Source organism: Pseudomonas sp. LARHCG127 (assembly GCF_052871455.1).
Window position 1 is genome coordinate 1 of record NZ_JBIXJT010000027.1, and the last position, 24,612, is coordinate 24,612.

13 protein-coding genes and 1 pseudogene are annotated in these 24,612 nt (G+C 61.7%); 10 read left to right on the plus strand and 4 right to left on the minus strand.

Annotated elements, in window-relative coordinates; genetic code table 11:
* Positions 1-5,303 (plus strand): annotated as a pseudogene (locus tag ACIPQ1_RS27790) (LapA family giant adhesin); the annotation flags it as partial.
* Positions 5,304-5,558: 255 nt separating this feature from the next.
* Positions 5,559-5,897 (plus strand): hypothetical protein, encoded by a 339-nt coding sequence (locus ACIPQ1_RS27795; protein WP_014335964.1) that lies wholly within the window; start codon positions 5,559-5,561, stop codon positions 5,895-5,897.
* Between the two features lie 308 nt (positions 5,898-6,205).
* Here the strand turns inward: ACIPQ1_RS27795 and ACIPQ1_RS27800 are convergent, their stop codons facing one another.
* From ACIPQ1_RS27800 to lapG, 3 genes are all read right to left on the minus strand, one after another.
* Positions 6,206-6,577 (minus strand): DUF6124 family protein, encoded by a 372-nt coding sequence (locus tag ACIPQ1_RS27800; RefSeq protein ID WP_411386148.1) that lies wholly within the window; start codon positions 6,575-6,577, stop codon positions 6,206-6,208.
* Between the two features lie 1,355 nt (positions 6,578-7,932).
* Positions 7,933-9,879: a cyclic di-GMP receptor LapD gene (gene lapD / locus ACIPQ1_RS27805; RefSeq protein WP_186710004.1), complete on the minus strand. Its 1,947-nt coding sequence runs from the start codon at positions 9,877-9,879 to the stop codon at positions 7,933-7,935.
* A 14-nt stretch (positions 9,880-9,893) separates the two neighbouring features.
* Positions 9,894-10,586: a cysteine protease LapG gene (gene lapG / locus ACIPQ1_RS27810; protein WP_250965378.1), complete on the minus strand. Its 693-nt coding sequence runs from the start codon at positions 10,584-10,586 to the stop codon at positions 9,894-9,896.
* Between the two features lie 202 nt (positions 10,587-10,788).
* On the opposite strand from lapG, the gene ACIPQ1_RS27815 reads away from it, so the two are divergent.
* From ACIPQ1_RS27815 to ACIPQ1_RS27835, 5 genes are all read left to right on the plus strand, one after another.
* Positions 10,789-11,481, plus strand: a complete 693-nt coding sequence (locus tag ACIPQ1_RS27815) for a GntR family transcriptional regulator (RefSeq protein WP_411386146.1) — start codon at positions 10,789-10,791, stop codon at positions 11,479-11,481.
* A 678-nt stretch (positions 11,482-12,159) separates the two neighbouring features.
* Positions 12,160-12,936 carry a DUF3050 domain-containing protein gene (locus ACIPQ1_RS27820; protein ID WP_158457536.1) on the plus strand — a complete coding sequence of 259 codons (777 nt, stop codon included), beginning with the start codon at positions 12,160-12,162 and terminating at the stop codon, positions 12,934-12,936.
* On the plus strand, positions 12,933-13,865 hold the full coding sequence (locus tag ACIPQ1_RS27825) for a diiron oxygenase (protein WP_434573155.1): 933 nt from the start codon (positions 12,933-12,935) through the stop codon (positions 13,863-13,865). Before ACIPQ1_RS27820 ends, ACIPQ1_RS27825 begins: the two co-directional genes overlap by 4 nt.
* A 10-nt stretch (positions 13,866-13,875) precedes the next feature.
* Positions 13,876-17,418: an amino acid adenylation domain-containing protein gene (locus ACIPQ1_RS27830; protein ID WP_446535110.1), complete on the plus strand. Its 3,543-nt coding sequence runs from the start codon at positions 13,876-13,878 to the stop codon at positions 17,416-17,418.
* Between the two features lie 32 nt (positions 17,419-17,450).
* Positions 17,451-17,915, plus strand: coding sequence for an SRPBCC family protein (locus ACIPQ1_RS27835; protein WP_446535111.1), 465 nt, complete (start codon positions 17,451-17,453; stop codon positions 17,913-17,915).
* A gap of 345 nt (positions 17,916-18,260) precedes the next feature.
* Here ACIPQ1_RS27835 and ACIPQ1_RS27840 read toward each other — a convergent pair whose 3' ends face one another.
* On the minus strand, positions 18,261-20,141 hold the full coding sequence (locus tag ACIPQ1_RS27840; protein WP_186709998.1) for a methyl-accepting chemotaxis protein: 1,881 nt from the start codon (positions 20,139-20,141) through the stop codon (positions 18,261-18,263).
* 254 nt (positions 20,142-20,395) lie between these two features.
* Here ACIPQ1_RS27840 and ACIPQ1_RS27845 point away from each other — a divergent pair, with 254 nt between their 5' ends.
* From ACIPQ1_RS27845 to ACIPQ1_RS27855, 3 genes are all read left to right on the plus strand, one after another.
* Positions 20,396-20,896, plus strand: coding sequence for a sigma-70 family RNA polymerase sigma factor (locus ACIPQ1_RS27845; protein ID WP_411387447.1), 501 nt, complete (start codon positions 20,396-20,398; stop codon positions 20,894-20,896).
* Positions 20,886-21,887 carry a FecR domain-containing protein gene (locus ACIPQ1_RS27850; RefSeq protein ID WP_411386143.1) on the plus strand — a complete coding sequence of 334 codons (1,002 nt, stop codon included), beginning with the start codon at positions 20,886-20,888 and terminating at the stop codon, positions 21,885-21,887. Before ACIPQ1_RS27845 ends, ACIPQ1_RS27850 begins: the two co-directional genes overlap by 11 nt.
* An 85-nt stretch (positions 21,888-21,972) precedes the next feature.
* Positions 21,973-24,477, plus strand: a complete 2,505-nt coding sequence (locus tag ACIPQ1_RS27855) for a TonB-dependent siderophore receptor (RefSeq protein ID WP_411386142.1) — start codon at positions 21,973-21,975, stop codon at positions 24,475-24,477.
* The last annotated feature ends 135 nt before the right edge of the window (positions 24,478-24,612 follow it).

Consider the following 24,612-nt stretch of genomic DNA (forward strand, 5'->3'; position numbering starts at 1 on the left):
TCAACGACACCACCACCGTGACGTTGACCGCTAATCCGACCGTGAATGAAAACGGCACGATCACTTACACCGCGACCCTGACCGGCGCCGATGGCAAGCCAGTTACTGCGCAAAACGGTCCGGTGACAGTCACGCTCGAAAGCGGCAAAACCATCACCATCGTCGCCGGCGCGAGCTCAGGCGAATTGGACGTGACGGTCGGCAACGACGTGTACCAAGGTCCGACCACCGTCACCGAAAGCATCAGTACCGCTACTGGCGGCAACCTCGAAGCCATCGCGCCTAACACCGCTCCGGTTAGCACCGTGGTCAGCGACGTCAACGACACCACCACCGTGACGTTGACCGCTAATCCGACCGTGAATGAAAACGGCACGATCACTTACACCGCGACCCTGACCGGCGCCGATGGCAAGCCAGTTACTGCGCAAAACGGTCCGGTGACCGTGACGTTGGAAAGTGGCAAAACCATCACCATCGCCGCCGGCGCAAGCTCGGGTGCGTTGGATGTAGCCGTCGGCAACGATGTTTACCAAGGCCCAACCACCATCACCGAATCGATTACCTCGGCATCGGGCGGTAACCTGGAAGCCATCGCTCCAAACACCACGCCAGTCAGCACTGTGGTTAGCGATGTCAACGACACCACTACCGTGACGCTGACCGCCACGCCGACCGTGAACGAAAACGGCACCATCACCTACACCGCCACCCTGACCGGTGCCGACGGCAAACCCGTCACTGCGCAGAACGGTCCGGTCACCGTGACGTTGGAAAGCGGCAAGACCATCACCATCGCTGCCGGCGCGAGCTCAGGCGAATTGGACGTAGCAGTCGGCAACGACGTGTACCAAGGCCCAACCACCGTCACCGAGTCGATCAAAGATGCATCCGGTGGCAACTTGGAAGCCATCGCCCCAAACACCGCGCCAGTTAGCACTGTGGTCAGCGACGTCAACGACACCACCACCGTGACGTTGACCGCTAATCCGACCGTGAACGAAAACGGCACCATCACCTACACCGCCACCCTGACCGGTGCCGATGGCAAGCCAGTTACCGCGCAAAACGGTCCTGTGACGGTCACGCTCGAAAGCGGCAAGACCATCACCATCGCAGCCGGCGCAAGCTCGGGTGCGTTGGATGTAGCCGTCGGCAACGACGTCTACCAAGGCCCAACCACCGTCACTGAGTCGATCAAAGATGCATCCGGTGGCAACCTCGAAGCCATTGCTCCGAACACCGCGCCAGTCAGCACCGTGGTCAGCGACGTCAACGACACCACCACCGTGACATTGACCGCTAATCCGACCGTGAACGAAAACGGCACCATCACCTACACCGCGACCCTGACCGGTGCCGACGGCAAACCCGTCACTGCGCAGAACGGTCCGGTGACCGTGACGCTGGAAAGCGGCAAGACCGTCACCATCGCCGCCGGCGCAAGCTCGGGCGCGCTGGATGTCGCGGTTGGCAACGATGTGTACCAAGGCCCAACCACCGTCACCGAGTCGATCAAGGATGCATCCGGTGGCAACCTCGAAGCCATCGCGGTCGATAAGACCGGCGCGTCGACGGCCGTGGGCGACACTGTCGACAACACCAGCGTCAGCATCACCGGCAGCACATCGGTCACCGAAGGCCAAGCAGCGACCTACACCGTCAGCCTGACGAACCCGGCGCAAACCGAGGTAACGCTCAAGATCGTCTACAGCGGCACCGCCGCCGACGGCACGGACTTCACCGGCGTCTACACCGTGAAGATCCCGGCCAACGCCACCAGCGCGACCTTCAACGTGGCGACGCTGGACGACAAGATCACCGAAGGCACCGAAAACTTCGTGGTCCGGATCGACTCGGCCACCGGTGGCAACTTCGAGCACCTGGCGGTCAGCGGCACCAATGGCAGCGTCAGCACCTCGATCATCGACAACGATGCACCGCCGGTACTCGACCTGGACGCCAACAACTCCAGCGGCAAGACCGGTGCCGATTACCAAGTGACCTTTACCGAAGGCACCACCGGCCCGGGCGTGTCGATTGGCGACACCGACCTGAAGATCACCGACCCGGACAGCACCCTGCTGACCGGCGCCACCATCGTGCTGACCAACCGTCAGCCTGGCGATCATCTGAACCTGGGCAATAGCGTCAACGGCATCAGCATCAACGCCAACAGCACCGACGGCAAAGTCGTCCTGACGCTGACAGGCAATGCAACGCTGGCCGACTACATGCAGCAGATCAAGAACATCAGCTTCATCAACAACAGCGAAGATCCGAGCACCGTACCGCGCGTCATCACCGTGACGGTGACCGACGGCACGAGTTATTCCAACACGGCGACCACCACCGTGAACGTGGTCGGGGTCAACGACGCACCCGTAGCCACCGGTGGCGCGGTGACCGGTACCGAAGACACTTCACTGGTCCTCGGCTGGTCGACGTTCGGCATCAGCGACGTGGACAGCGCCGCCGCCAGCCAAGGTGTGAAAATCACCGGGCTGCCGGGTGACGGCAAGTTGCAGTACCTGGACGGCGCAACCTGGAAGGACGTGGCCAACAACCAGACCTTCACCAAGGCGGACATCGACGCTGGCAAGCTGCGCTTCACCCCCGATGCCAACGAATCCGGTGCCAACGGCAACCCGGCGGGCGTGGGCAATCAAAAGGCCGACTACGCGCAAATCAGCTTCCAGCCAACCGACGGCCAGACGCTGGGCAATACCGGCACCGTGAAGATCGACATCACGCCGGTCGCCGACGCACCGAGCCTCAACGTGGCCGGCAACAACGTGACCTCCACCGGTTTGATCAAGGAAGTCTGGACCGGCCTGTCGGGCCTGGGCACCGATGGCAGCGGCGCGCCGTCCGGCACGCTCAAGTCGGTGATCGATGCCGCCGGCACGCCGAACAGCAGCACCAATGTGAGCAACGTTCAGAACGACGGCAACGTCAATCCGGGCACCGCGTCGAAAACTTCAGGGCTGATTTTCCTCGAGGCCGGCAAGACCTACACCTTCAGCGGCACGGGCGATGACAGCCTGCTGGTGACCATCGGCGGCAAGACCGCCGCGGCAACCACGTGGGGTGCGGGCGGTCAGTTGAACGGTTCGTTCACGCCAACCGCAAGCGGCTACTACACCCTGGACATCTACCACCACAACCAGACCGGACCGGGCAGCTACGACGTGAACCTGTCGGTCAACGGCAGCACGCCAGTGGACCTGAGCAATGCCGGCGTGCCGCTCTACACCGGTGTGACCGACCTGGCGAACGCGGGCGTGACCGTCTCCGACCTGCACGGCACCAACGGCGAAGGCTACTACGACGGCTTCAAGCTCAACGAAGGCGCCGAAGGCACCAGCGTGCACCTGTCGAAGATCACCACCGCCCTGACCGACACCGACGGCTCCGAAAGCCTGAGCGTGAAGATCGGTGGCATTCCGGAAGGCAGCGTACTGACCGACGGCGCCGGCCATACCGCGACCGTGGGCAGCAACGGCGAAGCCTCGGTCACCGGCTGGAACCTGGGCAGCCTCACCCTGACCCCACCGACCTACTACCACGGCCAGTTCAACCTGACCGTGACCTCGACGTCCACCGAAGCCCTTGGCGGCTCGGCGGTCAGCACGGCGCAGATTCCTGTCACGGTGTATCCGGCCACTTACAACGCAATCACCGCCACGTCCGGTAGTGACAATGTCACGGGGACCGATGGCAACGACATCGTGGTCGCCGACATCGGTGGGCTGACCGTCGTGCCAGGGGTCAACTACAACATCGCCTTCATGGTCGACAGCTCCGGCAGCATGAGCGACTCGTCCGTCGCCGCCGCGAAGAACTCGTTGACCCAAGTGTTCAACACCCTCAAGCAGAGCCTGGGCAGCAACTCAGGGACTGTGAACATTTTCCTGGCGGACTTCGATAACCAGGTCAACAAGAACGTTGCGGTCAACCTCAACGATCCGAACGCACTGACACTGCTCAAGAACGTGCTCGACTCGATGGTGTCCGGCGGCAATACCAACTATGAAGACGTGTTCAAGACCACCGCAAACTTCTTCAACAGCACCCAGGCCCTGAGCAATACCGGCGCGAAGAACCTGACGTATTTCATCACCGACGGTGAGCCAACGCGCTACCAGTCCGGCGAACAGCCGAACCCAGTGTTGTACGGCACCGTCAAGCTCGACGACGTCCTGAGCGCGGCCAACTACACCGTTGGCAAGTACTACACCCAGACGATCGACAGCACACACAAATTCATCATCGAAGAAAATGGGAACATGTTCCTGTCGATCAAGAACGGCAAGAACTGGAATGAAAACTACGTCGGCACGGTGCATGCCGAGGGCAATGGCACGTTCGAGTTCTCCAACCAGGCCGGCGGCTGGTGGGGCGACTCCTCGGCAGCAGACGGCTCAACGGCCAGCTTCACGCTGCTCAAAGGTCTGAGTAACGTTGAAGCGATCGGCCTGAACAACGGCGTCACCCTGTCCGATCTCGCCCCCTACGATTCGGATGGCAAGCCGCAAACCAACATCGACCCGAGCAACCTGGCCAACTCCATCATCGGCCACACCGAAGCGACCCTGCCGGGCGCCGATACGGTCAACGGAGGCGAAGGCAACGACATCCTGTTCGGCGACCTGGTGAGCTTCAATGGTGTTGCGGGTGAGGGCTACCAGGCCATCCAGGCCTTCGTCGCCAAACAGAGCGGCGTGGACGCCAGCAAGGTCACCACCAGCAACGTGCACCAGTACATCACCGAGCACTACACCGCGTTCGATGTGTCCGGTGCCCACGATGGCAACGACACCCTGCTGGGCGGCGCCGGCAACGACATCATCTTCGGCCAGGGCGGCAACGACACCCTCGACGGTGGCAAGGGCAATGACATCTTGCTGGGTGGCACCGGTAACGACACTCTGATCGGCGGCCAGGGCAATGACACCCTGATCGGCGGCCTGGGGGGCGATACCTTTGTCTGGAAGTCCGGCGACACCGGCACCGACGTGATCAAGAACTTCAACGCCGGCGAAGGCGACCGGATCGACCTGCGAGACCTGCTGCAAGGTGAAACCGGCAGCACCATCGACCACTTCCTGAAAATCAGCACGGTCGATGGCGTGTCGTCGCTGCAGGTCAGCACTTCCGGCCAGTTCAATGGGGCCAACGGTGCCGCGGCGACGCCGGACGTGACGATCAAGCTCGAGGGCAACAACTGGTCGAACGTGAACCTGAACTCGTTGATCGCCGGTAGCGACCCGACCATCAAGGTCGATCACAACAACAGCTGAAGCTGACACAAACCCGTGGCGAGGGAGCTTGCTCCCTCGCTGTAGGAGCTGCCGCAGGCTGCGATCTTTTGACCTTGGCCTCGAACTTCGCTTGAGACCCCACTGGCCGTGAAAAGATCGCAGCCTCGCTTCGCTCGGCAGTTCCTACAGCGCAACCCAGCGGGAGCAATCTCTGGCCACGATAAGTGTTCATACTCCCCCACAGTTGGCCTATGCTGCCCAGCATGACGCTGCTTCATACATGAGGGATGCCCGATGTTTTATGTGCAACGCGATGCACAAGGCCTGCTGGTGCGCGTAGAAGCCACCGCCTACGCCGAGGCCACCGAGACCTTGCCGGCCGACAACCACGAGATCCAGGACTGGTTCGCCAACCAGGCGGTGGAAAACAGCCTCAAGCAACTCAAGCAGAGCGACCTGGAGATGATCCGGGTACTCGATGACTTGATCCAGGTGCTGACCAGCAAAGGCGTCATCCGCGTCACCGACCTGCCACCGGCGGCCCAGGCCAAGCTGATGGACCGCAACCAGGCCCGTGAAGCCTTGGGTGGGTTGAGTCGGTTGATCGATGATGATGAGAAAGGGTTGATCTAGCCTGCCACCTCGAGCAGCACACAAAACCCTGTGGCGAGGGAATTTATCCCCGCTGGGCTGCGCAGCAGCCCCAGATGCTTAAAGGTGAATTGCCTGACACACCGAGGCCGCTGGTGTTTAGGGCTGCTGCGCAGCCCAGCGGGGATAAATCCCCTCGCCACAGGTTCTGGGTTGTCTGGGCGGACGCCATCGCGAGCAAGCTCGCTCCCACAGTTGATCGGTGTTGATTTCGATATTTCGGTTCGACACAGATCCAGTGTGGGAGCGAGCTTGCTCGCGATGACAATCGTCAATTCACCGCAGGCCTGTCAGCCTGACGCTTGAACCTCCAGCCGATCCATCGCCCTCTCCACCAGCAAATGCACCCCATCGGCCATTCGGCTGATCGCCAGGATTACGCTGCGGCGTGAGCCATCGACGTCGTCAGCCAGGTCGGCGGCGATGGCGCTGATGGACAGCAGGTCTTCGGAGGCATTGGCCAGGAGGGTTTCGGTGTCGATGTCCGGGGAGACCATGAAGAGCTGGGCAGTTTGGTTTTTTCCCGAGGCTTCATCGGTGGGTTTGGGGTTGAGGTAGTAGTCGAGGGCGCGTTCGGCGGCTTCGTCGAGTTTTTTGGATTTCGAGGATTTGTCGGAGTTGTTGCCAGGGTTTTCTGGCGGATTCGGAGTTACTTTGAACATGTCGTGAAGCTCCATCTGTAGAAGTGGAACCGACACCCTTCGCTTGCACGCAAATGAGGTGGCAGTTGTACGCAGGTGTGCAAGACCGGGCAGACGGAACCCCGGCAGAATCCTTCTCACGAAGAAATCTCCCACGCACAACCGCCATAAAGCGCTTGCGCGTCGTCTTTTAACCGGCTTGCACGCCAGTGTCACCGTTTTTTTCAGTGACAACCCCAGACTAGCCACGAGGCAGACGCCGGACAAGTTCACCAAGTTCGCCACAACTCGAAGGAAATCTCCTAGGACGTTACTTTTAGAGGGGGGTGTATATCCGTTTCTGCGGTAACGGCCACTTAGGGTTTCGCCCTGACGGCGGGTCACTTTTGAAAAGCGCAAAAGTAACCAAAACGCTTCTGCCCCACCACTTGGCACCTCGCTTAGGCTCGGTGTGCCCTCACTCCGGCATTGCTCCGTGGGCCGCCGCGAAGGGCCATCCATGGCCCAGCGCGGCTAACGGGGCGCCCGAGATCAACGTCCACCACGAGGCGGCCTTATAGCCGACCTGGTTCTTGGTCGGACCGCGTTTCTCCTGTGGGAGCGAGCCTGCTCGCGATGAGGCCGGCAAGCCCGACATCCATATGACTGAACCACCACCACCGCCATCGCGAGCAAGCTCGCTCCCACAGTTGATCGGTATAGATTTCGATATTTTGGTTCGACGCAGATCCAGTGTGGGAGCGAGCTTGCTCGCGAAGAGGCCGGCAAACCCAGCATTCACTTGACTGCCCCAACGCCACCGCGAGCGAGCTTGCTTCACAGTATTTACCGTGGATCAATCTGTGCCGTGATGGCTGGGAAAGCTTTTGTGGCGAGGGAGCTTGCTCCCGCTTGAGTGCGTAGCGCTCATCGCTTTTTTGGGGCCGCTGCGCGACCCAGCGGGAGCAAGCTCCCTCGCCACAGGACCGTGCGGCTCCCGATACCGTGTGGGTATCCAACATCACCGCAAACCGACCCTCCGCCTTCGCGAGCAGGCTCGCTCCCACAGTGTTTACCGTGGATCAATCTGTGCCGTGATGGCTGGAAAAGCTTTTGTGGCGAGGGAGCTTGCTCCCGCTTGAGTGCGTAGCGCTCATCGCTTTTTTGGGGCCGCTGCGCGCCCCAGCGGGAGCAAGCTCCCTCGCCACAGGACCGTGCGGTTCCCGATACCGTGTGGGTATCCAACATCACCGCAAACCGACCCTGCCAGTTAAAAACTGTTACCTATGTGAGTGAACTGATTTGTAACCTATGTGGGTGAGTCATACCGCGCCGGAACCCTAAGCAGCCGTTACCGCAGAAACGGATATGTACTCAGTCAGAAGGAAAAGACAGCCTCACCCCCAACGCTTAGGCTCACCCACCAATTGCCCCTGCACCCCAAACAACCCCATCTCGCGAATCACCGCCAGCTCCCCTTCTGTCTCAACCCGCTCAGCAATCAATGGCAAGTCGATACTGTGAGCAGCACGTTGTATCGCTTCGATAAACAGGCGCTTGTCACTTTCCTGGTCAATCGCGCGAATGTAGCTACCGTCGATCTTCAAGTAAGCCAGCCCCAACCGCGACAGATTGCCGATCATGCTGAACCGCCCACCAAAACGCTGCAGGCTCAAGGAGAAACCAAGCTCGCGCAACTGCCGGGTCAACTGCTCCAGCACCGCTTGCTCCGGCAGTTGCTCTTCACCAATCTCCAGGGTCAGGCGCGACCCGAGGTTGGAATGCGCCCGCAGGATTTCAAAGACCTTGTTCAACGCCTGCGGATCGGCAAGCGTGGCGGAGGACAGGTTCAACGCCAAGGACTGCTCATGTCCTGCCATCTGCTTGAGCACCTGTTCAAGCATCAAGCGGTCCAGGCGCGCAGTCCAGCCGAAGCGCTCCAACCACGGCAGGAAACGCCCGGCGGGGATCGTCTGGCCCTGCTCGTCCAACAGCCGCGACAACACCTTGTAATGCAGCACCACCTGAGTGTCCTGGGCCGCCACTACCGGCTGGAAGTACAGCTCGAAGCGCTGATGACTCAAGGCCTGGTCGAGCAGCGTGTGCCAGGCATGGTGATCATCACCGACACTGGCCGAGGCACTGTGGTCCAGGCAGGCCCAGCCCGGTTCTCCCTGGCTTTCGGCCTGGGCCAGGGCCTGGTCGCCGAGCTGGAGCACCGCTTGCGGCGAGTCGCCATGGACGAACGGCGCCAGCCCGATGGAGGCCACCGAGGCCACGTCAGTCGCGCCGGTGGCATGCAGGCTCGCCAACGCGGCTTCGAGGTTCTGCGCCAATTGCAGCGCTTCCTCACGCACCAGCCCCGGGGCCAGCACCGCGAACTCGCCGCCGCGAATACGCGTGACCAGGTTGTGGGTTTCCGGGTAGCGGGCGCACTCACGCTGCAATTGCTCGCCCACGGCCTTGAGCAACTGATCGGTGCGCTGGCCGCCCAGCCGCTGGTTCAAACCGGCCAAATCCTTGACCCGCAACAGCAGCAGGTAACCGGAACTGGCCTGCTCCGGGTTGCTCACCCGGGCATTGAGCTGCATTTCGAAATAACGCCGGTTGGCCAGGCCCGTGAGGTTGTCCTGGTAGGACTCGACCCGCAGTTTCTCGCTGCGCTCGGCCTGTTCCTGGAACAGCGCCTTGAGCTTCTCGACCATCTGGTTCATCGCCTGCACTACCCGACGCAGTTCAGGCGTGCGCGGCAGCTCCGGCAGGCTCAGGAATTCACGGCGGGCAATGGCGTGGGACTGATGCACCATGTAGTCCAGTGGCTTGAGCTGGCGACGCAGCAGCAAGGCCCCCAGCACCGCGCTCACGGCGCCGCACAGCAGCAGCCAGCCCAGGCTGCCCAACGCGCTCTGCCACAGCTTGGCGAGGGCGAACATCGGGTGGCTGACCACTTCGACCCGCGCCGCCTGCTCCCAGCCGCGGCTGACGATGGCATCGCCACCGGCCGGTTCCAGGCCGATCAGCTTGACGAACCATTGCGGCACACTGCCGGCGTCCGGTGTACCGGTGCGCTCGACCAGGGTCTTGTCGGTGGCCACGTCGACCACGCGAATGCTGGCGTAGTAGCCGCTGTCGAAGATCGAGCTGACCATCAATTCCACCATCGCCGGGTCGTCGATGTTCGGCGTCAACGACAGCGCCAGCGCCGTGGCCGCGTCCTGGGCGTGGGAGCGCAACTGGTTGACGTATTGGGCCCGCGAGCTTTCCAGGCTGACCATGAAGCTGCCGCTGAAGGCAACCACCAGGAACAGACAGATAGCGATCAACAGCTGTTTGAACAAGGACATCTGAGCGCGCGCTCCTAGTTAGTCGTCTCGACCGGAAAACCTTCGGCCTGCATTTTTTTCAACACGTCCTGCCACCGGGACAGGCGCTTGGTGTCACCCACTTTCTTGTTGCCCTTGGCGCCCGGCAGCCACAGCCCTTCGGCATTGAAAGAGTAGACCGGGAGCAAGTCGGTTCGCTGGCTGGCCGGCTGGATACCGTCGATCAGGCTGTCGAGGACCAACGGCATCGCCTCGGGCGTGGCGTAATAGGTGAGCACCATGTGCGCACGGTTCTGCCGCAACGCCTTGACGTAGGTGATGCGCAGCTTGTCACTGGACACCCCGAGACGACGCAGGCTGAAATACTTGGCGATGGCGTAGTCTTCACAGTCGCCGGCGCCCTTCCACAAGGCCTGGATCGGCGTCTCCCAATAGTCGACTTCACGCCACAGGTCGATGTCTTCCACGTAGCGCACCTGTTTGTTGAAAAACAGGTTCACCACTTTGAGCTGTTCCAATTCGGGGATCTGCTTCTGAGTCGCCAGCAGTTGCTGCCACGCGTCGATCCGCTGCTGCCCTTCGCCCAGTGGCCCATATAACGCTTGCGCCCGCCGGCTGATCTGCGCAAAGTCCCAGTCGGCTTGCAGGCCGCCCAGCATCACGCCGGCCAGCAATAGTGCCGAACACAGCCAACGCAAGGACCTGAGGACTGGGAAAGGTGCAGCCAAGGGAAATACGTCCGAAAAGGGCCGTTGGAAATTCGTTGGATGGTGAAGCCTGGCCGGGCAAAAAACAATGGCAGGTTGCAATCACCGCAAGCAGACTAAACTTTAGTTCAGGAACCGGGGCCGCGAGATTTTGACGGCTTGGCAATCTGTAACTAACGTTGGCATGGATCCAATTTTCGTTACTACCCGTTCAGGTGTTGTCGTGACAAAGAAGCCCAAACCGCTCAGCACTATCCAGGTCAACGGTCCCGTCCCTGCCGATCAGGCGCGGTCGATCATCGAAAGCTCCGTGCGCGAGGCCATCCTCGACGGGCGCCTGCCCAGCGGCACCGCCCTGCGCCAGCAAGAGCTGGCCGACCTGTTCGGCGTGAGCCGCATGCCGGTACGTGAGGCGTTGCGTCAGCTCGAAGCACAGTCGTTGCTCAATGTCGTCCAGCACAAAGGCGCCGTGGTGGCCCCGCTGATTACCAACAATGCGGTCGAGACCTACGCCTTGCGTGCGGTCCTGGAAGCTTTCGCCTTGCGCTTGTCCATCCCCCTGCTCGATGACGGTGACCTGGCGCTGGCAGCCCAGTACATCGAACAGTTGGAGGCACAAACCGAATACGCTGAAATCGCCAAGCTCAACCGGCTGTTCCATATGTCGCTTTACCACAAGGCACCCAACAGCAAACTGCTGGACCTGATCGAACACGAGCTCAATGAAGAAGAGCGCTTTTTGCGTTTTCATCTTTCGTCCATGGGGTTGGGCGAGCTGACCCAGGAGGACCATCGCGACATCCTCGCTGCCGCGGCGGCCAGAGATATCGAGAAAGCGGTCGCCTTGGTGGAGCAGCATCTGGAAAAAGCCTCCATCACCATGCGTCGGTACCTGGAACAGCCGTCGAAGCCTTGATCCCACGCCGGCGCTTCGTCCGGCGTAAAAATTTCTTACATATCCTTCCAACTCACTTGTCGCCAGCGCGGCGCGGCCTGACCGTGGCCGCGATTCGTCGCCCCATCAGTCCAATGGCACTGCCATCGATTTGGGCTCACTCTTGCGCTTGTCGATTCAGACCTGAAGAAGTCAACGCCTGGCCAAGGCCAGACGAATCGAAGCCAATACGCAAGGAGCGTCGTCCAACCGGCGGGATGATCGGAAGTCCGACCGATGTCCTGCCCCTAATAAAAAACTTCTTACTCCCCGATTCCTGAAGTGCTCCGAGTGAGGCATTCACTCGAACTATTCGATTCTGATCTCGCTAAATCGGAAGGAGCTTCTTCGCCTCAATAAAACTTACATAAAAAGTTTTAAAAGACCTCTTCGCGCTCAATAAAACCACAACTTCAAATAATTAAAAAAACACTTGCCGCTTACTTGTTACATGTATTAATTTTTTATTAACCGCGTTACCAGCGGCCCTTTCGACGCGCTAACACCCCAGCAAACACAGGCATCGAAAGCTGAAGCAACAATTAAAAGAGAATATTTAACCCCCTTGGGTAATTCATGGATTCCGGTCCAGGCACCCGCTCGCCTTCACTAACTAACGAGCCGCCTTCCGGACATAACATCATTGATGAGGACGTTCCAATGCAGCCATCCAAAGAACAACTATCCCTGAAAAAGCATGAACTTGGACAACACCCGGTTTTTTCCGAGATTACATCAATCGATCTGTTACGCCGCTTCATGGAAAGCCATGTCTTTGCGGTCTGGGACTTCATGTCGCTGACCAAGCGGCTGCAACGCGAGCTCACCTGTGTCCACCTGCCTTGGCTGCCGCCAGCCGACCCTCACGCGGCCCGCTTGATCAATGAAATCGTGCTGGGGGAAGAGTCGGATGACCGCCCCGGCGCAGGCTACTGCAGCCATTTCGAACTGTACCTGGACGCCATGCGGGAAATCGGCGCCGATACCCGTGCAATCGAGCAGTTCATCACCCTGCAGCAGGAAGGCGTCAGCCCCGAGACCGCGCTGGACAGCGTCGAGGTCGAACCGGCGGCGGCGCGGTTCGTCCGCCAGACCTTGCACACCGCCCTGCACGCCCCGGCCCACAGCGTGGCCGCCGCGTTCGTGCATGGCCGCGAGAGCGTCATCCCACAGATGTTCCAACGCATGTTGGACGCCTGGGGCATTGGCCTGGATCAGGCTCCGACCTTTCGCTACTACCTGCAACGGCACATCGAAGTCGATTCCGAAGACCACGGGCCGGCGGCGGAAAAACTCTTGGCGCGACTGATCGATGGCGACCCGCAGCGCGAAACCGAGGTGCTGGCCGCCGCGCTCGCCGCCGTTCACAGTCGCGCGGCCTTGTGGGACGGCCTGCGCCAGAGCATGGCCCAGCCGGTTGCACAGGTGATGCCATGAACGCCGTCGAATACCAATCCTTCGCCGACGCCTGGGAAAGCCGCGCCACGATCCGTACCCGGCCACGGCGCCGGGTCGAAGACGACGACAAACTGATCTTCCCCATGAGCCGCCAGCCGCTGGTGCACAGCCAGACCTTCCTCAGCCACTGTGCGCAACTACGCGACTTCGTGCTGGTGCAGAGCCTCTACAAATTCATCAATGACGTGGTGATTTTCGAGACCGAACTGGTGGACCACACCGCCCGGCGCATCGCCAAGAACCGCTTCGGCATCGAGTTCCCGTTCGCCTGCCGCTACGACGCGATGACCGTGGTGGTGGACGAGGATTACCACGCGCTGGTGGCGATGGACTTCATGCAGCAGACCATCGACATGACCGGCATCGAACCGATCCCGTTGCCTGGGCAGATCGAACTCAGCCGAGCCATACCGGCAACCCTGGCCGAGGCGCCAGAGCATCTGCTCAGTGCCGTGGAGCTGATCTGCATCGCCATTGCCGAGAACACCGTGACCAACGAAGTGGCCGCCTTCGCCCGGGACGACTCGGTCAAGGCCTCGATCAAGGGGCTGATGGCCGATCACTTGCTCGACGAGGGCCGGCACTCCGGTTTCTGGACACGACTGGTGCAGATCTATTGGCGAACCGCCCCCGAAGAGGACCGCGCGCAAATTGCCCGCCTGATGCCCGGTTTCATCGCCCAGTACCTGGCGAGCGACCTGCAGCAAGCATTCGACTTCGAGCTGATCGCGCACCTGCCCGTCGACGAATCGGTGCGCCAGTCGCTGCGGGAAGACGCCAGTGCGCTGGCGTATCCCATCAATCGTTTTCACCCCTTGGTGGGCAACATCACGCGTTTTTTCCGCGGCAGCTCGATGCTCGCGTCCCCCTGCGTACGCGATGCCCTCGCTGATTATCTGACCCCATGAGGACCTTTCCATGAGACGCCTCGACATTGCAGTGCCTGGCACCAGCCAGGCCATGGCCGAACTGGCCCGGGAATTGGAGCAGCACGGTCACGCGGTGGTGGACCTGCAATCGCCGGTCGACCTGTTGATCGACGACGGTACGACACCGCGCGTCATTGAAGCCCGCTCATGCCTTCAGGTCCGCGTGGCGCTGCGCACGCTGCCCGGCGAGGCATTGCCGCAACCGGTGCTGTTCTTTCGCGACGGTGCGCAGCGGCTGTTGTGCCGGGAAGCGATCGCACCGCAACGCGATGGCAACGGTCAATCCTTGCGCCTGCGTACGCTGGCGACGCTGGTCGAAACCGGCGCACGACTGGTCAGCCAGTTGTCCCGGGATGAGACCTGCTTCGATCACTGGCCGACGGTACACGCTGACGCCGTTGACCAACCCCTGCTCGGGCTCGATGCGCTGGAGCCGCTGGCCTTCGAGCACAGTCTCAATCGACCGCCGGTGCCCTGGCTGCTGGCCGCCGCCGACGTGCCGGTGATGCACAGCATCGAACAGCGCTTGCTCGATGACGCGACGCAACCGGCCCTGTGGGTCGATGGGCAATTGATCGACTACAAATCCTTGCGCCGCCTGGCGCTGAGGTTGCAGCAGCCGATGTTGGAAATACTGCACCGAGCAGAACATGAGAAAGGAGCTGTTGGAGCAAGAAAAGCAGAACCTGTGGGAGCAAGGCTTGCCCGCGATGAAGACACCGATGCTCTCAAGCAAACCGCGTCATCGTTCATCGGGGGCAAGTCTTCCTCCCACGGGCCGTGTTCCCACAAAGTAATCGGCGTATGCCTGCCCAAATCCGCGCACCTGTACGCGGCGATCCTGGCGGTGCTCGGCTGTGGGGCGGTGTACCTGCCGCTGGACCCGCAGCATCCGGCGCAACGGCGGCGCTTTATCCTGGAAAATGCCCAGGCGGACCTGCTGCTGCACGACGGCGACAGCGACTTGGGCGACCTGATGCTGCCAACGCTGAACATCCATCAGCTGCCAGCGCCCAAGCCAGGCATTCCGGCCTCGTTGATCCGCCGCACCGTGGACGGCGACGAACCGGCCATGGCGATCTACACCTCCGGCACCACTGGCCAGCCCAAAGGCGTGTTGCTCAGCCACCGCAACCTCAGCCATTTCTGTGCCTGGTACGGCGACCACGTCGGGTTGCAGCGCGACAGTCGGGCGTTGCAGTTTTCCACCATCAACTTTGACGCGTCGCTGCTGGATATCCTGCCGACCTTCATCCACGGCGCCCTGCTGGTGGTGCCCAGCGAAGACCAGCGCCGCGATCCGCAACAATTGGTCGCGTTGATACAGCAACAGCGGGTCAGCCACGCCTTCCTGCCGCCTGCGCTGCTGAGCGTCATGCCCCTGGAGGCGCCGTTGGGCCTGGCGCATCTGATCACCGGTGGCGATGTCTGCGAGCCGTTCGTGATCGAACAGCTCGCGCCACAATGCCGGTTCCACAACATCTACGGCCCGACCGAAACCACAGTGCTGGCGACCACCCGGCGCTTCGGCGTCGGCGACAACAACCGCAACCTCGGCGTGCCCATCGCCAACGGTCGGGTGCTGATCCTGGACGAGCAACTGCAACCGGTTCCCCAGGGTGTTACGGGCGAGCTGTACATCGCCGGCCCGGGCGTCGGCCTCGGCTATCTGAATGATCCGACGCTGACCGCGGCGCGTTACCTCAACCTGACGCTGCCCACCGGGCAAACGCTGCGGGTCTATCGCACCGGCGACATCGGCCAATGGACCGACAACGGCATCGAACTGTGTGGCCGTCGCGATAACCAAGTGAAGATCCGTGGCTTTCGGGTCGAACCCGAGGAAATCGAACACTGCCTGCGGGAAAGCCAGTTGTTTCGCCAGGTGGCGGTGGGGGTCGATGAACGGCGGCGGATCCTGGCGTTCCTGGTTCATCCCGAACAAGAGCGCCCCGGCGCCGCTCTTCAGGCCTTGCGTGAGCATGTACAGAACAGCTTGCCCAGCTACATGCACCCGGCCGCCTATGTCGAATTGCCCAGCCTGCCCTACACCAGTAACGGCAAGGTCGATCGCCGGGCGTTGCTCGCCATGGCGGTGCGGGTGCACGTCGACGGCCAGCGGCGCCAGCCGCAGAACGCCTTGGAGACACAACTGCAGCAACTGTGGGCCGAGCTGCTGGAGCTGCCGATCGACGACATCGCCACCGATGAAAGCTTCTTCAACCTCGGCGGGCATTCGATCCTGCTGTCACGATTGCTGCTGAGCATTCGCCAGGCGTTCGGCCGTAGCCTGTCGATCAACCGCTTCATCGAAGCGCCGACGCTGATGACCTTGGCGAAGTTGCTGGACGACCCCGAGCAAAACAGTGCGTCGAGCCTCAGCCCCCAGGCCTTCATCGATGCCGAAGCCGAGCTCAACCTCGATCCACTGCCCATCAGCCAATGCGGCGATGTGCACAAAGTGGTAGTGACTGGCGCCAACAGTTTCCTCGGCGTACACATCGTCGAAGCGCTGCTGGCCTGGGGTGCCACCGAAGTCGCCTGCCTGGTGCGCGCCAGTGCTGAACAGAGCGCGGCCGAGCGTTTCTCCCAGGCCCTGCGGGACAATCACCTGACCCATCTGGACCTGGACCGCGTCAGCGTCTACGCCGCCGACATCACGCAACCGCAATTGGGTTTGCCGGACGACGTCTATGCCCGCATCGACGCCACCTTCGGCGCGCTGGTGCACAACGCGGCCCACGTCAACCATGTGCTCGACTACGAGTCGTTGGCACGGGACAACGTGGAACCGATTTTCGAGTGCCTGCGCCTGTGCGAAGGGCGCAGCAAGAAGATCTTCAATTTCGTCTCCACGCTGTCCGCCTCCAGTGCCCTGGATGCCGACGGTCAGGTGCTGGAACAGCCGGCCGCCGAGACGCCGCCGATCTACATCAAGAACGGCTACAACCTGTCCAAATGGGTTGGCGAACGGATCCTGCAACGGGCCCGGGATCGCGGTGTGTGGGTCAATCTGTTCCGCCCCGGCAACATCAGCTTCAACAGCCTGACCGGGGTCTGCCAACCCCACAAGAATCGCTTGATGCTGATGCTCAAGGGCTCGATCCAGCTCGGCCAGGTGCCGGACCTGTCGCTCAATTTCGACCTGATGCCGGTGGACTTCCTGGCCCGCTTCATCGCCTTCCACGCCAGCCGCTACCAGCCCAGCCAAGCGGTGTTCAACCTGCACAACCCGCAACCGTTGAGCTGGGACGCTTATGTGGCGTCGTTCCGTGACAGCGGCCGGGAATTTTCCCTGGTGAGCATCGCCGAGTGGCAACGGCAATTGGCTCGGGTCGATGCCGACAATGCGTTGTTTGGCGTGCTGGGTTTCTACCTCAACGGCTTCGAGGAAGACATCGGTGACATCTCACTGATCAGCCACGACAACGCCCGCGCCGGCGTGCGGCAGATGGGCGCCAGCTACCCGGAAAAATCCCCGGCCCTGCTGCGCCGCGGCGCCGAGTACCTCAAGGCCATCGACTTCATCTGAAACACCCTCAACCCAAAGCAAGGAGCAAGACCATGAGTGCATTTCAACCCGACACCCTGATCAAAAACCCACAAGCCTGCCAGGTCGAAACCTCGGTGGAGGTCGCGGCCGATGCGGCGCGCGTCTGGGAAGTAGTGGGTGATTTTGGCGGCTTCAACCGTTTCATCCCGGCGCTGGAGCGCATCGAAATGACCGGCGAAGGCGTGAGGTCCCTGCGCAAGAAGTTCTTCGTCGATGGGCAGAACCTGGTGGTGGAACAGCTCAACAGCCGTGACGACCAGGCCATGCACATGACCTGGACGCTGATCTACAACACCCTGGGCATCGACAACCTGTGGGCGGCCATGCACGTCGAACCCTTGGCGGATAACCGCTGCCGCGCCACCTGGACCATCATCGCCGACCACACCGACGCCCATACACCGTCAGGCTTCCGGGATTTCCTCCAGGGCTTCGCCGATGAGGCGATGGGGAATGTGCAGGGGATGTTCAAGTAGCGCCCATCCCTTGTGAGAGCGGGCTTGCTCGCGAAAGCGGTGGGTCTGTGCCGATGATGTCGACTGGATGGCCGCCATCGCGAGCAAGCTCGGCTCCCACAGTTTGGTTCTGGGATGGACGCAAGATCCAGGCTCACCGCAAATCCCCTGTGGGAGCGAGCTTGCTCGCGATGGCGTCAGCCCAGGCAACCCGCACCCGTGGCGAGGGAGCTTGCTCCCGCTCGGCTGCGCAGCAGTCGTAAAACCGGCCAATGCGATAAGCCTGTAGACCGGCTGGGGCCTGCTGCGCAGGCCAGCGGGAGCAAGCTCCCTCGCCACAGGGGATTGGGTCGGCTTGCGACCGGGTCAGATCTTGAAGCTGTCCACCAGTTGCTTCAGGCGATTGGCCTGTTGGGACAAGGCATCGCAGTCCTTCAGGGTTTCATTGAGGTTGGCCACGCTTTGCTGGTTCAGCAGGTTGATGTGGCTGACGTCCATGTTGAGGGTTTCAACCACGGCGGTCTGCTCTTCGGTCGCGGCTGCAACCGACTGGTTCATGCCGTCGATCTCGCCGATGCGCTGCGTCACGCTGACCAGTCGCAGGCCGGCCTGGTTGGCCACTTCCACGCTTTCTTCGCTGGAGGTCTGGCTGGCGTTCATCGTGGTCACCGCTTCACGGGAACCGACCTGAAGCGAGGTGATCATCTTGTGAATTTCTTCCGCCGACTCCTGGGTGCGGTGCGCCAGGTTGCGCACTTCATCGGCCACCACCGCAAACCCGCGTCCAGCTTCACCGGCACGGGCCGCTTCGATGGCCGCGTTCAGCGCCAGCAGGTTGGTTTGCTGGGAGATGCCCTTGATCACGTCCAGGATGTGCCCGATGTTGTCGGTGCTGGCGTTCAGGGTTTCGATCTGGGTGCACGAGAGGCTGATCTTCTGCGACAGCTCGGTCATGGCCTGGATGGTTTTTTCCACCACCTGGCGACCGTCATCGGCCTGTTCGCTGGCACCGCTGGCCTGTTGCGAGGCATCGGCGGCATTGCGGGCGATTTCCTGGGTGGCGGCGCCCAACTGGTTGATGGCCGCTGCCACACTGTTGGTGCGGGCGCTCTGCTCATCCGAGCCGACGAGCGAAGCGTTGGAGGAGGTCATCACTCGCTGCGACAGGTCATGCACCTGGCGGGTGGCGGAAGACACTTCCGCGATCGACGCGTGAATCCGCTCCACGAACTGGTTGAACGAACCACCCAGCACCGCGAACTCATCCTTGCCCTGCACCACCAGGCGCCGGGTCAAGTCGCCTTCGCCCTGGGCGATGTCCTGCATGGCACGGCCCATGGTGGTCAACGGGCGCATCAGCACCTGGATCAACAGGCTCAGCAGCAAGGCAATCGCCGCCACCGCGACAAACATCGCGATCAGCGCCGACGTACGGAACTGGCTCAACGGCGCGTAGGCCTTGGCCTCATCAATCGACAGGCCGATGTACCACTCGGCGTTCGGCAGGCCGGTCACCGGGGTGAACGAAAGGATACGGTTCTGGCCGTTCAGCTCGACCTCCTGGATACCCTTGCCAATGCGCACCGGCGTACCTGGGTAGATGTCCTTGAGGTTTTTCATCACGTGGTCCTTGTCGGGGCTGACGATCACCTGACCGTCGCCACTGACCAGGAACGCATGGCCAATGCCACCGAAGTCCACGGAGTTGATGATTTTCACCAGGGTTTCCAGGCTCAGGTCGCCGCCCACCACGCCAAGCAATTCGCCGTTGTGCTTCACCGGCAGGGCCACGGTCACCACCAGGCCACCCACCGCCGCCAGGTAGGGCGGGGTCAACATGGTTTTATCGGCGCTCACTGCCTGCTTGTACCAAGGGCGCTGACGCGGGTCGTAGCCGTCAGGCATTTTGGCGTCCGGGCGTTGAGTGAAGACACCGTTGGCCTGGCCCACATAAGTGAATTGGAAGTTCGACGTCAGCGCCGGCTGATCCACCAGCCCCGGCAGATCTGCAGCAGTGCCCTGATGCGCGATGTTTTGCGCCAGGTTTTCCAATACCAGGATCCGCCCACTCATCCAGTTCTGGATGCTGCTGGCCGTCAGGTCGCCGGATTGCTCGATGGACGACTCCAGGCTGCTACCGATGGTGTTGCGCTGCAAATAATCGTTGTAGAGCGTGAACAGGGCAAAAGCCAAAACCACCACACCAGAGGCGGCAAGAAGGATTTTGTGGCTGAACTTTAGATTCATCGATGGGGCTTCTCATGCAAGGAGTGGGGGTGCATTCCAGGTTGCAACGTTCCATGTAACAGCGCGGGCAGTCTTGTCACTTGCTCCACTTTGGTGCACGCATATCCACTCTGTCGGCAAGCTTGTACAAATAATTAGGCATTTGTACAAATAGGCGACGGGAGGCTCGCCGGGTCGAACGGTGGTTGCAAATTCGCCGGCGGCTGATGACAATGCGACACGTTATCATTCGTAACATCCAGGCCGTCGCGTCCATGTCATCTCCCGAGTTTGCAGTACAGGCGCTCTACAGCCAGCATCACGGCTGGCTCAACACATGGCTGCGCACCCGCTTGGGCAATGCCGCCGATGCGGCCGACCTGGCCCAGGACACCTTCGTGCGCCTGTTGCAGCGTAGCGAACGCCCAGAGCTTCGGGCCCCACGCGCCTTTTTACGCACCATCGCCCAAGGCCTGGTGATCGACCATTGGCGGCGGGAAGAAATCGAACGCGCCTACCTTCAAACCATAGCGCACCTGCCGGAAGCCGAAACCCCCGGCGCCGAAGCCCAGGCCTTGATCCTGGAATTGCTCGAAGCCATTGCCAGGATGCTCGAAGGCCTCAAGCCGAAAGTCCGCAAGGCCTTTCTGTTGGCCCAATGCGAAGGCCTGACGTACAAGCAGATTGCCGAACAGATGGGCATTTCGTTGCGCTCGGTGGAGCGCTACGTCGCCGATGCGCTGTACCACTGCTACGTGTTGCGCTATGAAAGCTGAGCCGGCGGATCACTTGCAGAGCCGCCGCAACGGCCCGTCGCAACAGGTCGTCAGGCAGGCGATCAACTGGCTGCTGCGCCTGCGCAACCACGCCACCCACCCGACACTGCGCCAACAATGCGACACCTGGCGTGCCGCCCATCCTGAACACGAGCTGGCCTGGCAACGGGTGCAATCGCTGCACAGCGAAATAACCTCGAACCTGCGGGCGGTACCCGGTGCCCACATCGCCCTGGACACCCTGGAAAACAGTGCCCAGCGCCTCAGTCGTCGCCAGGCCCTGAAGCTGCTGTCGGGCGTCGCCCTGATGGGCGGTGCGGCGTGGCTGGGCAAGGACCTGGGCTGGCAGTCGTGGAATGCCGATTTCGCCACTGCCACCGGTGAGCGCCGAGGGTTCCAATTGCCAGATGGCACGCGGCTGGAACTCAATACCCACAGCGCCGCCGACCTGGATTTCACCGCCCAGCAGCGCCTGATCACCCTGGCCCGCGGCGAAATCATGGTCACCTGTGGCCGCGACCCCGGGCGCCCACTGCTGGTGAAAAGCCGCCATGGGCTGTTCGAAGGGCTGGAGGGGCGTTTCGTCGTGCGCCAAGACAGCGATTGCACACGCCTGAGCGTCACCAGCGGGCGGGTGGTTATCCGTTCGCACCCAAACAGCGATGGCTCGCCCATCCAGGTGGAAGCCGGGCAAAGCTACTTGATCACCGCAGCGACAGCGACCCTGGCGCCACCGCTGGACATGGACGCAGGGGCCTGGGCCGACGGGTTGATCGTCACGCGCAACATGCGCCTGGCAGATTTTCTCAACGAAGTAGGCCGCTACCGCCCAGGCTATCTGAACTGCGCAGCGTCGATTGCCGACCTGCGGTTGTCGGGGGTTTTCCGCTTGGAGGACACCGACAAGTTGCTCGCCGTCCTGCCACGCACGCTCCCGGTGCAGATCCGCTATCGAACCCGTTGGTGGACCACGGTGGAACGCCTGGCCTGATTTTTTTTGGCGGGTTTCAGGCCGGCGTCCGGCTAGGACAGTAAGCAACCCTTATCGGCCTTCAGCGACTCCAACGGAACCTACAATGACTGAGCGCGTACTTCTCAAGAACCCCTTCGGCTTCTCTTCGCAACCGGGCCTGTTGCGCCAGGCCATTCATGCCGCGCTGTTCTCCACGGCGCTGGGGGTCAGCGTGGTGCCGATGCTCGCGGTGGCCGCACAAGACGGCGTGACCGCCAGCCGCCAGAGCTACAACATTGCCCCCGGCCCGCTGAGCGATGTACTGAACCAGTTCGCCCGCCAAGCCGGGATCACCCTGGCCAGCACCCCGGCGCAAACCGGCGGCGTCCAGTCACCGGGGCTCAAGGGCGAATACTCGCCCGACCAGGCCCTGAACCAGTTGCTCAGTGGCTCGGGACTGGTTGCCGTCAGCCAGGATGGCAGCAGCTACGTGCTGCAAACCGAGACCGCTGGCAGCACCCTGGAACTGCCGAGCACCGACATCAAGGGCTTCGCCCTGGGTAACGCGCTGGGCAGCATGGAAGGCTACAACGCCACCCACAGCCAGGTCGCCACCAAGACCAGTACCGCCCTGCGGGAAACCTCCCAGAGCGTCTCCGTGGTGACCCGCGAGCAAATGGACGACCAGGGCGCGCAAACCGTGTCCCAGGCCATGCGCTACACCCCCGGCGTGCTGACCAACCCCTACGGCGCCACCCATCGCTACGACTACGTGGCGATGCGCGGCTTCAACGACGGCTCGGTGGATAACATCTACCTCGACGGCCTCAAGTCCATGGGCGACAGCGGCACCTACAGCTCCATCCAGGTCGATCCGTATTTCCTCGAGCGAGTCGATATCCTCAAGGGGCCGTCGTCGGTGCTCTATGGCCGCAGTTCGCCCGGCGGCCTGGTGGCGCTGACCAGCAAAAAGCCCCTGTACGAGGCCTATCACCAGATCCAGGCCACGGTCGGCACCCAGGGCCAACGGGGCATGGGCTTTGATTTCAGCGGCCCGGTGGATGACGACAAACGCATCACCTATCGCCTGGTCGGCCTGGCGGACACGTCCGATACCCAGTTCGACCACAACAAGGAAAAGCGCTTCGCCCTCGCGCCCACGGTGAACATCGACTTCAGCGAAGACACCTCGCTGACGCTCCAGGCCTACCTGCAGCATGACCCCGACGGCGGCTACCACGGCGGCATGCCGGCCGACGGCACCTTGCATCAGCGCAACGGCCGGCGAATCTCCGAAAACTTCTTCGAAGGCGAGCCGGGCGTCGACGGTTACGAACGCGACCAGCAGTCGTTCGGCTACCAGTTCGAGCACCGTTTCAACGACGTCTTCACCGCCCGGCAGAACTTCCGTTACCTGGACTCCGACGTCACCAACGATCAGGTCTATGCCTACGACTGGACCACCCCCACCAGCAACGAGCTGAACCGCTATTACACGGGCGCCGAAGAAAAACTCCACGCCTTCATCGTCGACAACATGCTGCAGGCCGAATTCTTTACCGGCGCGACCAAGCACACCGTGCTGATGGGCGCCGACTACCAGCGGCGCAAAACCGTGGTCGACTGGACCAGCGGCAGCCTCGCGCCGATCAATGCCTTCGACCCGGTCTACGGTAACTCGGCCATCACCTACTACAGCCCCACCAGCTACCTGCGGCGCCTGGAGCAGACCGGCGTGTACCTGCAAGACCTGATCGAAATGGACAAATGGCGCTTCTCCCTGGGCCTGCGCCAGGACTGGGTCCAAACCTCGGATGAGAACCGCATCGCCGAGTTCGGTCGCCCGGCAGGCACCGAGATCAACGACAAACGCACCAAGCTCACTGGCCGGGTCGGTGCGCTGTACCTGTTCGACAACGGCCTGGCGCCGTACATCAGTTATTCCGAGTCGTTCAACCCGAACTCCTATGCCGACAGCGCCGGCAATCCACTGGCGCCCACCGATGGCAAGCAATGGGAACTGGGCCTGAAGTACCAACCACCCGGCACCGATGATCTCTACACCGCTTCGCTGTTCCGCATCGACCAGGAAAACCTCGCGACCAAACTGCCCCAGGAAAACTTCTACCGCGCCGTCGGTGCCGTACGCTCCCAAGGCCTGGAACTGGAAGCGCACCTGCAGTTGACCGAACAATTCAAGGTGCTGGGCAGCTACACCTTCACCGACATCGAATACTCGAAATCGATGGTCAGTACCCTCAGCACGCCCACCAACATCATCGAAAACAAAGGCAACTCACCGACCCAGGCTCCGCGCCACATGGCCTCGCTCTGGGCTGACTACAAGTTCGACAGCGGCGCTCTCGATGGCCTGCGCCTGGGCGGCGGCGTGCGCTATGTCGGCTACAGCTGGGCCGATGCGGAGAACACCATGAAGGTGCCGTCCTACACACTGTTCGATGCCTCGGTGGGGTATGACCTGGGCAAGGTCGGCTTGAAAGGCGTGGATATGCGCCTGAACGCGAACAACCTGACCAACGAAACCTACGTCGCTTCGTGCGCCAGCCTGAGTTATTGCTATATGGGCGAAGAGCGCAATGTGGCGGCGACGGTGAGTTACCAGTTCTGACCTGCTTTCAAACTTGATTCATTCCCCGTGGCGAGGGAGCTTGCTCCCGCTGGGCTGCGCAGCAGCCCCAAAATCTTGCGGTCGCTACGCAACCGAGCGGGAGCAAGCTCCCTCGCCACGGGTTTATCGTCGCTC